Annotated in this window: 14 protein-coding genes; 12 read left to right on the top strand and 2 right to left on the bottom strand. The window is 67.1% G+C overall.

All coding sequences use genetic code 11. From position 1 onward, the window contains the following. Positions 1–93 precede the first annotated feature (93 nt). The 4 genes from proB (at position 94) to NVS89_RS19085 (ending at position 4,050) form a co-directional block, all read left to right on the top strand. Entirely contained in the window at positions 94–1,266 is a 1,173-nt protein-coding gene (gene proB, locus NVS89_RS19100; RefSeq protein ID WP_258734351.1) for a glutamate 5-kinase, read from the top strand. 160 nt (positions 1,267–1,426) lie between these two features. Next, a complete protein-coding gene (locus NVS89_RS19095) occupies positions 1,427–2,029 on the top strand; it encodes a Crp/Fnr family transcriptional regulator (protein WP_258734350.1) in 603 nt (200 codons plus the stop codon). Between the two features lie 181 nt (positions 2,030–2,210). Further along, complete coding sequence (locus NVS89_RS19090) at positions 2,211–3,338, top strand: mandelate racemase/muconate lactonizing enzyme family protein (protein WP_258734349.1); 1,128 nt, start codon at positions 2,211–2,213, stop codon at positions 3,336–3,338. 10 nt (positions 3,339–3,348) lie between these two features. Beyond that, positions 3,349–4,050 (top strand): HpcH/HpaI aldolase family protein, encoded by a 702-nt coding sequence (locus NVS89_RS19085; protein WP_258734348.1) that lies wholly within the window; start codon positions 3,349–3,351, stop codon positions 4,048–4,050. Here NVS89_RS19085 and NVS89_RS19080 read toward each other — a convergent pair. Beyond that, positions 4,047–5,099 (bottom strand): ketopantoate reductase family protein, encoded by a 1,053-nt coding sequence (locus tag NVS89_RS19080; protein WP_258734347.1) that lies wholly within the window; start codon positions 5,097–5,099, stop codon positions 4,047–4,049. The two genes, NVS89_RS19085 and NVS89_RS19080, sit on opposite strands and share 4 nt — an antisense overlap. A 158-nt stretch (positions 5,100–5,257) precedes the next feature. Between NVS89_RS19080 and NVS89_RS19075 the strand changes: the two genes are divergently transcribed. The 8 genes from NVS89_RS19075 (at position 5,258) to NVS89_RS19040 (ending at position 12,992) form a co-directional block, all read left to right on the top strand. Beyond that, positions 5,258–6,235: a Bug family tripartite tricarboxylate transporter substrate binding protein gene (locus NVS89_RS19075; protein ID WP_258734346.1), complete on the top strand. Its 978-nt coding sequence runs from the start codon at positions 5,258–5,260 to the stop codon at positions 6,233–6,235. Between the two features lie 88 nt (positions 6,236–6,323). Further along, complete coding sequence (locus tag NVS89_RS19070) at positions 6,324–7,304, top strand: Bug family tripartite tricarboxylate transporter substrate binding protein (RefSeq protein WP_258734345.1); 981 nt, start codon at positions 6,324–6,326, stop codon at positions 7,302–7,304. 64 nt (positions 7,305–7,368) lie between these two features. Next, entirely contained in the window at positions 7,369–8,418 is a 1,050-nt protein-coding gene (locus tag NVS89_RS19065) for a CapA family protein (protein WP_258734344.1), read from the top strand. Beyond that, a complete protein-coding gene (locus NVS89_RS19060; protein ID WP_258734343.1) occupies positions 8,418–9,011 on the top strand; it encodes a chromate transporter in 594 nt (197 codons plus the stop codon). Before NVS89_RS19065 ends, NVS89_RS19060 begins: the two co-directional genes overlap by 1 nt. Continuing rightward, a complete protein-coding gene (locus tag NVS89_RS19055; protein ID WP_258734342.1) occupies positions 9,004–9,555 on the top strand; it encodes a chromate transporter in 552 nt (183 codons plus the stop codon). Before NVS89_RS19060 ends, NVS89_RS19055 begins: the two co-directional genes overlap by 8 nt. Positions 9,556–9,595: 40 nt before the next feature. Further along, positions 9,596–10,072, top strand: coding sequence for a tripartite tricarboxylate transporter TctB family protein (locus tag NVS89_RS19050; protein ID WP_258734341.1), 477 nt, complete (start codon positions 9,596–9,598; stop codon positions 10,070–10,072). Between the two features lie 3 nt (positions 10,073–10,075). Further along, complete coding sequence (locus NVS89_RS19045) at positions 10,076–11,593, top strand: tripartite tricarboxylate transporter permease (RefSeq protein ID WP_258734340.1); 1,518 nt, start codon at positions 10,076–10,078, stop codon at positions 11,591–11,593. A gap of 52 nt (positions 11,594–11,645) precedes the next feature. Next, positions 11,646–12,992: an MmgE/PrpD family protein gene (locus NVS89_RS19040; RefSeq protein WP_258734339.1), complete on the top strand. Its 1,347-nt coding sequence runs from the start codon at positions 11,646–11,648 to the stop codon at positions 12,990–12,992. A 6-nt stretch (positions 12,993–12,998) separates the two neighbouring features. On the opposite strand, the gene NVS89_RS19035 is transcribed toward NVS89_RS19040, so the two are convergent. Then, complete coding sequence (locus NVS89_RS19035; protein WP_258734338.1) at positions 12,999–13,919, bottom strand: GntR family transcriptional regulator; 921 nt, start codon at positions 13,917–13,919, stop codon at positions 12,999–13,001. Between the last annotated feature and the right edge of the window lie 12 nt (positions 13,920–13,931).

Genomic DNA, 13,931 nt, shown 5'->3' with positions numbered 1-13,931 from the left:
CCCGCAAATTCCCGCGCCATCGCCCGCAAATGGGCGTATGTAGCCGGCATTCGCCCCTTGTCGCCCGACGCCAGCACCGAAGTCGCCCTTCCCATGACCCGTCACGCCGCCACTTCCACCGACATCGCCGAGACGGCGGCCCTGCCGCAGCTCTCCTCCTTCCGCCGCATCGTGGTGAAGGTCGGCTCGGCGCTGCTGGTCGATTCCGCGCGCGGGGCGCTGCGGCATGCCTGGCTGGCGGCGCTTGCCGAGGACGTGGCGAACCTGCACCGCGAGGGGCGGCAGGTGCTCGTCGTCTCCTCCGGCGCCATCGCGCTCGGGCGCAACATATTGAAGCTGCCGCGCCGCCCGCTGAAGCTGGAGGAAAACCAGGCCTCTGCGGCGGTCGGCCAGATCGCGCTGGCGCGCGCCTGGTCGGAGGCGCTGGCGCATGAGGGCGTCACCGCCGGGCAGATCCTGATCACGCTGGGCGACACGGAAGAGCGCCGCCGCTACCTCAACGCCCGCTCCACCATCGCCAAGCTGCTGGCGCTGAAGGTGGTGCCGGTCATCAACGAGAACGACACGGTCGCCACCTCCGAGATCCGCTACGGCGACAATGACCGCCTCGCGGCGCGCGTCGCCGGCATGACCAGCGCCGACCTTCTGATCCTGCTGTCGGACATCGACGGGCTCTACACCGCACCGCCGAACGACAATCCGGACGCGGAGTTCCTGCCGCTGGTGCCGCGCATCACCGCCGAGATCGAGGCCATGGCCGGCTCGGCGGGCTCGGAGCTCTCGCGCGGGGGCATGAAGACCAAGATCGAGGCCGGCAAGATCGCCACCACCGCCGGCGCGCACATGGTCATCGCTTCCGGCAAGCTGAAGAACCCGTTGCGCGCGATCGAGACCGGCGGGCGCTGCACCTGGTTCCTCGCTCCGGCGAACCCCGTCGCCTCGCGCAAGCGCTGGATCGCCGGCGCGCTGGAGCCGCGCGGCGTGCTGCATCTCGACGCCGGCGCCGTGGCCGCGCTGCGCCGTGGCTCCTCGCTCCTGCCGGCGGGCGTGAAGCGGGTGGAGGGGATCTTCGAGCGCGGCGACGCGGTGATCCTGCGCGGCCCCGACGGGGCGGAGATCGGGCGCGGGCTGGTGGCCTATGACCACGACCATGCCGAGCGCATCAAGGGGCGCTCGTCGGACGAGATCGTGACCATCACCGGCTTCGAGGGCCGCACCGAGATGGTGCACCGGGACGATCTGGTGCTGGGCGGCGGCAGGGGCTGACGCGGCCGCAGGTCGAGCCGGCTTCAAGGGCGCGACACGGCTTACGAAGAGGCAGGGCAGGGTCGATTTCGCCCTTGCCGAGGTGGCAAAGTACCTCCCGCGCGGATATGGTCGATCGCTGGAATCGGTCGACCGAAAGCTGACCCGCGTGGCCAACCTCATGTCGTCATTGTCGAATTACATCCTGCAACGGGCCGATCTGCCGCCGCGGGAGATCGAATGGTTCGAAGCCCAGGCCGAGCGCCGGCTGCTCGCCAAGGGCGAGGTCTTCTGCCGCGTCGGGCAGAGCGACCACGAGCTGGGCTTTCTCGAGAGCGGCATCCTGCAGGTATTCACCCCCGGCTCGGACGGGCGCAACATCGTGCTCGACTTCATCTTCCGGGGCGGCATGGCGCTGGCGCTCGACGCGGCCGTGAAGGGTGTGCCCTCGGAGGTCGGCATGCAGGCCGTGATCCCGTGCGCGATGTGGGTCTGGCCCTATCGGCTGCGGCAGGAGGCGGCGGCCCGGCACCCCGAGTGGAACACGCTGGCCCTGCGGATGACGGAGGAGACGTTCAGCCGCAAGCAGCAGCGCTATCTCGCGCTGCGCCAGCGCACGGCGCGCGAGCGCTTCGCCGACATGGACAAGGAACTGCCGGCCGACTGGCGGCTCATTCCCCAGCATCTGCTCGCCGCCTATCTCGACATCACCCCGCAGTATTTCTCCCGGCTGAAGCACGAGGCCGAGCGGCTCGCCCCACCGCCGACCGCGCCGTCCGAGTAGCGGCGGGGCCGGGCGGTCGTCCCCCGACGAGTGATTGACTCCAGAGCGCAAAGCGCTTTCATCGTGCAATCCGGCTTCGCGGCGAGCGCTGCCGTACCCCAATTTTAGCTGCCATTCTATTGCACAAAAGAGTTGTTTTGTGCAATTAAGGCGAACCAAAAACAGTTCGCCGGGGGACGCCTTGACCAAAATCGAATCCGTGACCGCCCACGCGCTTCGTGCGCCGCTCAAGCGCAAGCACCACACGGCCCACGAGCCGCGGGACGACGTCACGCTGATCCTGGTCGAGATCCGCAGCAGCGACGGGCATGTCGGCTACGGCCAGGTGAGCAGCACGCCGATGAAGGAGATCTGCGGCTGGATCGATCGCCTGTCCGAGGCGGTCATCGGCATGGACGCGCTGTCGCCGCTCGGCGTGTGGGAGAAGCTGTTCTCGCTGACCGCACCGCGCGTGGGCGGCGGCGGGCTGCCGCGCGGAGCCCGGCCGCAGATCATGGGCGCGATCGGCGGCATCGACATGGCGATGTGGGACCTGCAGGGCAAGGCCGCGAACCTGCCCGTGTTCCGCATCCTCGGTGCGGAGAACCGGCCGATCTTCACTTATGCGACCGGCGGCTATTACGTCGAGGGCGAGAAACTGACCGCCTGCGCCGACGAGATGGCGAGCTTCGTCGCGGCCGGCTTCCGGGCCGTGAAGCTGAAGACCGGCGCGCGCGCCATGCAGGAGGAAGTCGCCCGCATCCGCGCGACCCGCGAGGCGATCGGCGACGATGTCGGGCTGATGCTCGACATGAACGGCGCCTATGACCTGTCGACCTGCATCGAATTCGCCAACGCGGTCGCGCCCTACGACATCACCTGGCTCGAGGAGCCGCTGCACTGGTATTTGCAGCCGGCCGATTTCCGGCTCCTGGCGGACGCTTCCCCGGTCGCGCTGGCCCATGGCGAGCGTGAGATCACCCGCTTCACCTGCCGCGACTTCATCACCAGCGGCGCGATCCGCTACATGCAGTTCGACGCCACCCGCTATGCCGGCTTCACCGAGGCGCTGCGTGTGGCGCATCTGGCCGACCACCACGGCGTGTTGATCTCGCCGCACCACGCGCCGGAGCTTCACTGTCATCTGGTCGCGGCCTTCCCGCGCGGGGGCTACGCCGTGGAATCGCACGGCTCGCCCCATCGCGACCCGATCTGGCACGGCATCTATGCCGACCGCGCCCAGATCCGCGACAGCTTCGTCTACATGAACGAGAAGCCCGGCTTCGGATACGAGCTCAACTGGGACTACATCGAGAAAAACAGGGCCTAGGGAGGCGATCATGGCCGGCACGATCAAGCAGAAGGTTCTCTCCGAGAAGATCATCACCGTCTGCAATACCGATTTCCCGACGCCGCAGATGGTCGAATTCGTCGGGGATCTCGGTTTCGACGCGCTCTTCATCGACTGCGAGCAGAGCAGCACCGATTTCAAGCTGGTCGAAGAGCTGTCGCGCGCGGCGCGCGTGTCGAACATGGCGTCCGTGCTGCGGCCCTACAGCAAGGAGCCGGGGCTCATCAACCGCTATCTGAGCTGCGGCGCCGGCGGCATACAGGCGCCGAAGGTCGGCTCGGTCGAGGAGGGCAGGGCGCTTCTCGACGGTATGAGCCATTGGGACAAGGGCGACTATCGCGACAAGATCATCATCTTCATGATCGAGTCCCGGCAGGGCATCGAGTGCCTGCCCGAGCTGCTGAAGCTCGAGGAGGTCGACGTCTTCTATTTCGGTCAGAACGACCTCGCCGAGTCCATGGGGCTGAAGGGCGACCGCAAGAACCCGAAGGTTCGCTCGCTGGTCGAGGACGGTATCCGGCGCACCGCCGATGCCGGCAAGATCGCCGGCATGAACGTGCAGGACGAGATCGACGCGGTCGGCCACTACATGGATCTCGGGTTGCGCTGGGTGAACGTGCATCAGAAGCAGTTCATGGCGCGCGGCTCCAAGGCTTTCATCAGCGCCGCGAAGTCGCGCGCGGCCGGCTAGCCGGGAACCGCCAGCCGGCGCAGATTGTCCGGGTGCGGCGCGCGCCGGCCCGCCTGTATCTCCTGCACGAGAGCAACGACGCGCGCATTGGCCGGGGTGGCGATCCCGGCCTGCCGGCCCATCTCCACCACATAGCCGTTCAGGAAATCGATCTCGGTCCGGCGCCCCTTGGCGATGTCCTGGCCCATCGAGGAAAGCCGCGTCGCCGGCCTCGGGTCGCCTTGGGCCGACAGCAGCGCGTCGATCTCGCCGCGGGCCGCCCCGTCGCCCCGTGCGGCGCGCAGATAGAGGGCCGCGTCGACCTTTCCCACGCGCTCGAGCGCGTGGCCGAGCGCCGTGCCGACGGCGACGGTCTCCATGGCGAGGTCGATCATCACCGGGCGCAGTGCTGCATCCGCCATTCCCTGCTTGGCCGACAGCCCGGTCGTGGCGGCGATGCCGCTGTTCATCGCGTTGTTGGCGAGCTTCGACCAGCGCTCGCCCTGCAGGTTCGTGGTGACCCTGGCGTTGTCCACCTTGTGCAGCATCTCGCTCACGAGGTGCGTGCGCTCGCTCTGGCGGCCGTCGAGTTCGCCGACGCGGAAGACGCTATGGCCCTCGGTCCGGCGCGCGCGCTCGCGGCGGATGCGGCCGGGCGCGAACAATTCGACCGAGATGCTCGCCACCACGCAGCCCAGCGTGCGCTCGGCGCCCAGCACCCGCGCGACGGTGCCCTCGTTGAGACAGTTCTGCAGCGAGACGGCGAAGCCGTCGGGCGCCAGATGCGGCTTGAGCAGGGTCGCGATCCATTCCGTGTCGTAGGATTTGACGCAGATGAAGGCGATGTCGACCGGCTCCGGCCAGACGGTCGAGGTGAACTCGCCGATCGTCACCGCCCGCGGGCGGCCGACGAGGCTTCCCTCGGGCCCGGTGATCTCGAGGCCGTGGTCGCGGATCGCGGCGACATGCTCATGCCACATGTCGACCAGCGTCACCTCGCATCCCTCATGCGCGAGCAGTCCCCCGACATATCCGCCGACCGCTCCGGCGCCGAATATCGCCAATTTCATGACGTCCTCCCCGTGATTGCACTATGGCGTTCTCTTGTCCCTATGAGGGGCCGAGCAAACCGCCATAAAGGGGGGATTGCTCGCGTTGACTTTGCACTGATGAATGCTATCGTTCAATCTTAGAAGAAAAAATTCAATCAGTAGGGAGGCTGGTTCTCATGCGTATTCTCTTGCGGACAGCATTGGTCGCCGCCTGCGTGGTGGCGGCTTCGGGCATTGCGGCGGCCGACGGATTCGTGCCCAGCAAGCCGGTGTCGATCGTCGTCCATGCCGGTCCCGGCGGGGCCAACGATGTGTTCGGCCGGCAGATCATCAATGTGATCGAGAAGGAGAAGCTCAGCCCGGTCCGCTTCGTCATGGTCAACAAGACCGGCGGCGGCAGCGTGAGCGCGATGAACTTCGTCACCGCCGCCAAGGGCGACAACGACATGATCGCGCTGTTCGCGAGCAACTGGACCAGCGACCACATCGTTCAGAAAGAGGCCGAGAACTCGCTCCAGGGCCTGACGCCAATCGCCAATCTCATCGTCGAGCCGGCCCTTGTCGTCGTGCGTGCCGACTCGCCTTACAAGACGCTGAAGGACTTCATCGACGCCGCCAAGGCATCGCCGAACACGCTCAAGCAGTCGGGCGGCTCGCCGATCGGACGTGACGCGGTGGTGCGGTATCTGCTGATGGCCAATACCGGCGCCAAGTGGCACTACATCTCGTTCCAGGGCGGCGGCGAGCGCATCAGTGCGCTGCTGGGCGGGCACACCGACATGTACGTGCTGGACGCGACCGAGGCGGGCGACCTCATCCGCTCGGGCCAGCTTCGTGCGCTGGCGCAGGTCTCCGACACCCGCATCCCCGGCTTCCCGGACGTGCCCACCATCCGCGAGGCGGGCTACGCGATCGACATCCCCGTGCAGGCGCGCGGCGTGGTCGGCCCTCCGGGCATGTCGAAGGAGGCCGTCGCCTTCTACCAGGACCTGTTCGCGAAGATGGTCCAGACGCCGACCTGGAAGAAGTACATCGCCGACAACCAGCTTGAGAACCGGTACATTCCGGGCGACCAGCTCAAGGAATTCCTGGCCGGATATGCCGAGCAGATGAAGAAAATCCTGACGGATGCCGGCATTCAGACGGCGCGGTAGCAGTCTAGCGCGTCCGCCACGCCAAAAGGGCGGACGCGCACAACGAACAGCGTGCAAAAATCACGCAAGAATAACCGGGAGGAAATGCATGAAAGCCAAGGGACGTCTTTCATTGATCGCCGCGGCCGGCCTGGCCCTGGTGTTCGCGGGTGCCGCGCATGCGGAGTTCGTGCCCAAGAAGCCGGTCGAGATCATCGTCCATGCGGGGCCGGGCGGAGGCAACGACATCTTCGGCCGGGCCATGATCTCGATCATGGAGAAGGAGGGCCTCATTCCGGTCCGCTTCCAGATCATCAACAAGAGCGGCGGCGGCAGCGCGAACGCCCGCAACTTTCTGGGTGAGAAGAAGGGCGACGACTACACGATCGGGCTCTATTCGAGCACCTACCTGATCGATCCGCTGGTCCAGGAGGTCAAGACGACCACCATGGAAGAGCTGACGCCGATCGCCAACCTCGTCTACGAGCCGGCTTTGATCGTCGTGCGTGCGGATTCGCCGTTCAAGACGCTGAAGGACTTCATCGAGGCGGCGAAGGCGGAGCCGAAGAAATACAAGCAGTCGGCCGGCAACCCGCTCGCCCGCGAGGCGATCGTGCGCCACCTGCTGATGGCCAAGACCGGCGCCGACTGGGCCTATGTCTCCTATCCCTCGGCGGGTGAGCGCATCTCCGCGCTGCTCGGCGGCCATACCGACCTGATGATGATCGAGCCGAGCGAGGAGGCAGGTCTCGTCACCGGAGGAAAGCTGCGCGCGCTGGCGCAGATCGCCAACAAGCGCCTGCCCGCCTTCCCCGACGTGCCGACGCTAACCGAGGCCGGCTACGAGATCACCAGCGTGCCGCAGGTGCGCGGCGTGATCGGACCTCCCGGCATGTCGGCGGATGCCAAAGCCTATTATTCCGACCTGTTCGCCAAGCTCGCGAAGTCGGACGGCTGGAAAGACTATCTGAAGAAGACCCAGCTCGAAGACGGCTACATGAACTCGGAAGAACTGGCCAAGTTCGAAAAAGCCTATGTCGCCAAGATGCGCGACATTCTCGTGCAGGCCGGGATGAAAGTGAATCCCTGAACCAGGACGGCGGGTCCCGTCCGCGGCCGGGGCCCGTCACTTGACCATCGGCGTGAGGTTGAAGATGGAATCGAAGAAGAAGCAACTGACCATGCTTCTTGTGGGCGATGTGTTCGTGCAGCGCGACGATCCGCCAAGTGTTTTCAAGTATGTCGGCGACTTCCTGAAGAGCGGTGATTTCACCCTGGGAAATCTGGAGGGGTCGACCTCCGATTCAGGGGCGCCCTGGTCGATCAAGGAGACGAACTGGCGCGCCGACGCGCGGCAGGTGACGGCGCTGAGCGCCGCCGGCTTCGATGCCGTCACCGTCGCCAACAACCACATGCTGGATTTCGGCCATGACGCGCTGCGCGAGACGCTCGGCCATCTCGACCGGCTCGGCATCAAGCACACGGGCGGCGGCGAGAACTTCGCCGAGGCTCACCGGCCGGCAATCGTGGAGAAGCACGGATGCCGGATCGCGCTGCTCGGCTACACCTCCGTCTTCATCCCGGAATGGGCGGCGGGACCCGACACGCCGGGCCTCGCCGTCATGCGGGCGCGCACGTCCTACGAGGCGCCGCGCCGGGTGTTCGAGGTGCCCGGGACTCCACCGATCGTGCGCACGCGGCTGTTCGAGGAGGACCGCGAACAGCTCGCCGCCGACATCGCGGCGGCGCGGCGGGGGGCCGACATCGTCGTCTGCGCCTTCCACTGGGGCGTCTCGCGCGGCTATCGCGAGATCGCCGAATATCAGGTCGAGCTCGGCCGTCACGCGGTCGATGTGGGGGCCGATCTGGTGGTCGGCTCGCATCCTCACGTGCTGCAGGGCATCGAGGTCTACAAGGGCCGCGCCATCTTCTATTCGCTCGGCAATTTCACCTTCGCCCAGCAGAACCTGAAGAAGGGTCACGAGAACGAGACCATGATCGTGCGCTGCCTCATCGAGGACAAGCGCATCTGCGCGGTCGAATACATCCCGGCCCGGATGGACGGCGAGATCAATCCGCACGCGCTGGACCTGACCTGCGGCGCGGATGTGGTTGACCTCGTGGCGCAGCGCTCGGCCCGGTTCCAGACGCGGTTCACCCCCCATGGCGACGCCGTCCGGCTCGCCGGCGCGGGAGCCGCCTGATGGAGACGCTCGATCGACCGGACCCGACGGGGCAGGCGGCCGCGCCCGACCGGCCCGTTCGGCTGATCGACATCGCGATGCTGCACGCCAAGCTGGGCCTGTCGGCGTTCGGCGGCGGCATGAGTGGCCTCGTCTTCCACGAGGTCGTCACGCGCCGCGGCTGGATGAACGAGCGCGAATTCCTCAGCGGCCTCGCCGTGTGCCAGATCATTCCCGGCGTGAATATCGGCAATCTGGCGATCTATGTCGGCCAGCGGCTGCGGGGATGGCCGGGATCGCTGGTGGCGTTGTCGGCGCTGCTGTTCGGACCGTTCTTCGTCGTGATCGGCGCGGCCATGGCCTACGACTGGCTGCGCCAGATCGGCGCGATCACGGCGGGGCTCGCCGGCGTCACCGCCGCGGCGATCGGGCTCCTGCTGGTAGTGGTGATCCGCGGGACCTCGCAGGTGTCGCGGCAGGTAGGCAGCCTCGCCGTCATCGCCGGCACCGCCTGGGCGGTCGGCGTCATGAGGTGGCCGCTCATCCCGGTGGTTCTCGTCGTCGTGCCGTGCAGCATCGCGATGGCCGCCTGGCGGAGGCGCGCCGATGGCTGAGAGCAATCCGCTGATCGCCCTCGCCATGGTGTTCGGGCCACTGTCGCTGGCCTCGATAGGCGGCGGCGTCGCCATCCTGCCGGCGATGCAGCACCAGGCGGTCGACGTCCACCAGTGGATGAGCCCGCAGGACTTCGTCGACCTGTTCGCCGTGGCCCGGATGTCGCCGGGGCCGGGCTCGATGCTCGCGACCCTGATCGGCTGGAAGCTCTATGGCGTCACGGGCGCCTTCGTCGCCACGGTGGCGCTTTTCCTGCCGAGCTCGTTCCTCTGCTACGCCGCCACGCTGACCTGGGATCGCCACAAGGGGACGAAGTGGCACTCCATCCTCCAGGAGGGGCTGACCCCGGTGGGCACCGGCCTGCTTGCCGCCGGCGCGATATCGCTGTTCCGGATCGCCGACGCCGGCCCGGCCTCCTGGGCCATCGCTGGCGCGACCGCCGGCATCCTCCTGCTGCGTCCGCGCTTTCCTCCCATCTCGCTGCTCATGGCCGCGGGGCTGTGCCTGGGAGGCCTCCATCTGCTGGGAATCGATGTTCGCTAGGGCGGGCACACAAAAACATACGAATAGGGACGGAAGAACGATGACAAGACAGTCGACGGGCGACCTGATCGCCGGCGTGGGCCTCACGGCCCTCGGTGCCTACATCGTCTGGGAGAGCAGTGCCTGGAAGTTCTTCGGACCGGAGGGGCCCGGACCCGGCTTCTTTCCCATCTTCTATGGCGGCTTGATCGTCGTCGTCGCCATCTACCTCGCCTTTCGCAGCCTGCGCGTGGCGCCGGCCGAGGGCATCTTCGCCGACGACGAGGAAAAGGATCCCAAGGGCGTGTGGGCCGCGCTCGCCGCCTGGGTCGGGCTCGCGCTGGCGATCCCGCTGATGGACATCTTCGGCTTCATGGCCGGGTTCGGCATTTTCACCTTCCTGCTGGTCCGCTTCATCTTCGGCCAGTCCTATCTGCGGGCGTTCATCGTCGCAGCCGCGATCACCGTCGCGCTCCACATCCTCTTCCCGGTCCTTCTCGAAGTGGATCTTCCCGAAGGCATGTTCTGGGGGGCCTGAGTCATGACCGTATTCGAAGGACTTATTCACGGGTTCAGCATCGCCCTGCAGCCGATGAATCTGCTGTGGTGCTTCGTCGGCTGCTTCCTCGGCACCGTCATCGGCATCCTGCCCGGCCTCGGGCCGTCGGCCACGATCGCGATCCTGCTGCCGCTGACCTTCAACATGGATCCGACCGGCGGCATCATCATGTTCGCCGGCATCTACTACGGGGCGAAGTACGGCGGCTCGACCACCTCGATCCTGCTCAACATGCCGGGCGAGGCGTCCTCGGTCATTTCCTGCGTCGACGGCTACCAGATGGCCAAGAAGGGCAGGGGCGGCGCGGCGCTCGGCATCGCGGCGATCGCCTCCTTCGTCGCCGGCACGGTCGGCCTGCTGATGCTGACCTTCGTGGCCCCGCCGGTGGCCTCGTTCGCGCTCTCCTTCGGCTCGCCGGAATATTTCGCGCTGATGGTCATGGGCCTGTCGCTGGTCGTCCTGCTCGGCGGCAGCGACTTTCCCAAGGCGATCCTGTCGACGCTGGTCGGGCTCTGGCTGGCGAGCATCGGTACCGACCTGTTCACCGCCCAGTCGCGCTTCATCTTCGGGCAGAGCTCGCTGCTTGGCGGCATCGAATTCATGTCGCTCGCCATCGGCATCTTCGCGATCTCGGAAATCCTGCTCAACATCGAGGCGAGGGGGACCGTCGAACTGCTGAAGGTGCCGAAGGGGCTGCGCAACCTGTTCCCGTCCTGGGCGGAACTGAAGGACTGCCGCTTCGCCTTCCTCAACGGCTCGCTGACCGGCTTCTTCATCGGGCTGCTGCCGGGGGCCGGCTCGACCATCGCCTCCTTCGTCTCCTACGGGATCGAGAAGGCCGTCTCGCGCCACCCCGAACGGTTCGGCCACGGCGCGCCGGAAGGGCTGGCGGCGCCGGAAGGGGCGAACAACGCCGACACAGGTGGCGCGCTGTTGCCGCTGCTGACGCTCGGCATTCCCGGCGGCGCATCGACCGCGATCATGCTCACCGCCCTCATCATGTGGGGGGTGAAGCCGGGCCCGCTGATGATGCAGCAGTCGCCCGACGTGTTCTGGGGCCTCGTCGCCAGCATGTATGTGGGCAACGTCGCCCTGCTGGTGATGAACCTGCCGCTGGTCGGCGTGTTCGCCCAGATCCTGCGGGTGCCGATCTACATCCTGCATCCGATGATCCTCGGCGTGGCGATCGCCGGCGCCTATGGCGCGTCGGGCAACATGTTCGATGTGGGCCTGCTCGTCTTCTTCGGCATCATGGGATACGGCATGGCCAAGCTCGGCTTCCCGAGCGCCCCGCTCATCCTCGGCTTCGTGCTCGGCGATGCCATGGAGCGGGCGGTCCGCCAGTCGCTCACCATGTCGAACGGCGACCCGATGATCCTCGTCGACCGTCCGATCTCGGCCGTCCTGCTCATCCTGGCGGCGGTGATCCTGTGCGCGCCGCTGCTGCACCGGGTGCGTTCGGCACGGCGGATCGTCGCCGAGGCGGAGGCCGAAGCCTAGCGCCCCCCGCCGTTCCCGCCATCCCGTCATCGACAAAGCACGGAGAATGCGTGTGTCATCGCCTACTCAGATCCTCGCCGACTTCGCGTCCCGCCTGTCGTTCGAGGACATTCCCGACGCGATCGTCCGCAAGGCCAACGACGCTATCGTGGATTCGGTCGCCGCGACCGTCTTCGGCTCGACCCTGCCGTGGAGCCGGATCGTCATCGACTATGCGGTGAAGTATGGCGGCGGGGGAACGGGTCGCATCCTCGGCACCCCGGCGCGCGTCGCGACGCCGTTCGCGGCGCTGGCCAACGGAACGCTGGCGCACGGATTCGAGATGGACAATCTGCGCCAGCCGAGCGCCGGCGTGCATGCGGGCTCGACCTTGCTGCCGCCGATGTTCGCCGTCGGCGACGAGGTCGATGCGGGCGGGCGGGACCTGCTCGTCGCCTTCGTCGCCGGGTGCGAGGTGATGTGCCGGATCGGCGTCGCCGCGCGCAACACGGCCGAGAAGCTGGGCTTCCACTCGCCCGGCCTCACCGGCACCTTCGGCGCCGCGGTCACCGCCGGCCGGCTGCTCCGGCTCGATCCGCGCCAGATGGCGAATGCGCTCGGCATCGCCGGCTCTCTGTGCTCGGGGCTGCTCGCCTTCTCCAAGGCCGGCAATGGCGGGACGGTGAAGCGCCTGCATACGGGGCGCGCATCGGAGGGCGGCGTGCTCGCGGCCTGCCTCGCCTCCGCCGGGTTCGACGGGCCCGACGTCGTGCTGGAGGGCAAGCTCGGCTTCTTCGAGGCCTTCACCCGCGAGCCTAAGCTCGACGAACTGACGGCCGGGCTTGGCTCGAACTGGGAGACCAGCCGGATCTGCATGAAGGCCTATCCCTGCCATGTGACGGCCAACACGCCGATCCAGGCGCTTCGGGACCTGCAGGCCGCGCACGGCTTCGCGGCGCAGGACATCGCCGAGATTCACATCGCGACCAGCGAGAAGGTCCTCAGCCACCACGACATCCGCCACCCCAACGACATTGCGACGGCCCAGTACAGCCTGCCGTTCTGCATGGCGACGGCGGCCTGGCGCGATCCGAGCGAGCCCTCGTCCTTCCTCGACAACCCGCACGAGGATGCCGGCATCATCGATCTCGCCCAGCGGGTGGTGCTCACCCTGAACGAGGAGAGCAAGGCGCCGGGCGCGGCATGGGCGACGAAGCTGCGCGTGCGGCTGCGCGACGGGCGCGAATTCGCCATCGAGCGGCGCGACTTCCGCGGCGCGCCGAGCAATCCGATGAGCGCCGAAGAGCTCGACGCCAAGTTCCTGCATCTGGTGGACGGGGTGATCGCCGATCCGCGCCGGCTGCTCGAACAGCTCAACGACCTTCGCGCGCTGCCGAGGATCTCGCAGCTCGCGATCTGAGGCCGTTCACTCGGCGGCGCTGGAGACGAGCATGTTCTTCGGCGCCGATTCCTGCCAGATCGCCCGCTGCGCCAGGGCGCCGGTCAGATGGCGCTTGAGAAGGTAGGAGCATTCGAGGTTCTCGCCGCGCTCGAGCAGGTCGAGCATCTGCAGGTGCTCGCGGGCCTGGTCGTAGAAGCGCGCGCGGTCGACCAGCGTCCGATAGTTGAGCAGCCGCCGCATACGGTTGGCGCGGACCACCGACTGCAGGAAGAACGGGCTGTTGGACATGCGGACCAGCGCTTCATGAAAGTTCACGCCGGTCACCAGCAGGCGGTCGGCCGACATGCGCTCGATGTCGCCGGCATACATGCCCTCCTGGATCCGCCGCTGCTCCGCGATCGCCGCCCGGTCGAGGGCGAAGCCGGGTTCGAGAAGGCTCGCCGGCTCGATGATGGCGCGGAAACGGTAGATCTGCTCCAGCGTCTCGGTGGCCTTGGCGACGGCGAGAAGGCGCCAGCCCCGGCCTTCCTTGCGTTCGGCCCAGCCCTCGTTTGCGGCGCGGGTCAGCAGTTCGAAGACCTGTGCCTTGGTCAGGTGATAGCGGTCGCGCAGGAACTGCTCGGTAACGTCGGCGGGAATGCGGTCGTTGAGCCAGTCCTCGGCGAAGCGGAAATGGATCTCGGGCGCATCGGTATGCTCGGCCAGGTCCTGCCGCGGCGCCGGCAGCGCCGGGTCCTCGCTGACGAAGAAGCCCCGATTGACCTTCTGCTCGACGATCCCCTGCGCGGCGAGGATCTGGAACGCCTGGCGGATCGGCGAGCGGGACACCTTGAAGATCTCGGACATCTGCTCGGCGCGCAGATGCGCGCCAGGGGGAAATTCACCGTCCTGGATGCGTTTGGTGATCGACGCCGCGATGCGCTTGGAAAGGCTGTTGCTCCGCATTGGCTCCCGGAT

The sequence above is a fragment of the Ancylobacter mangrovi genome (genome assembly GCF_024752355.1).
In the GTDB taxonomy this organism is placed as follows: Bacteria; Pseudomonadota; Alphaproteobacteria; order Rhizobiales; family Xanthobacteraceae; genus Ancylobacter; species Ancylobacter mangrovi.
The sequence above is the reverse complement of the archived record's forward strand: the minus strand, read 5'-3'. Positions and strand labels throughout refer to the sequence as shown.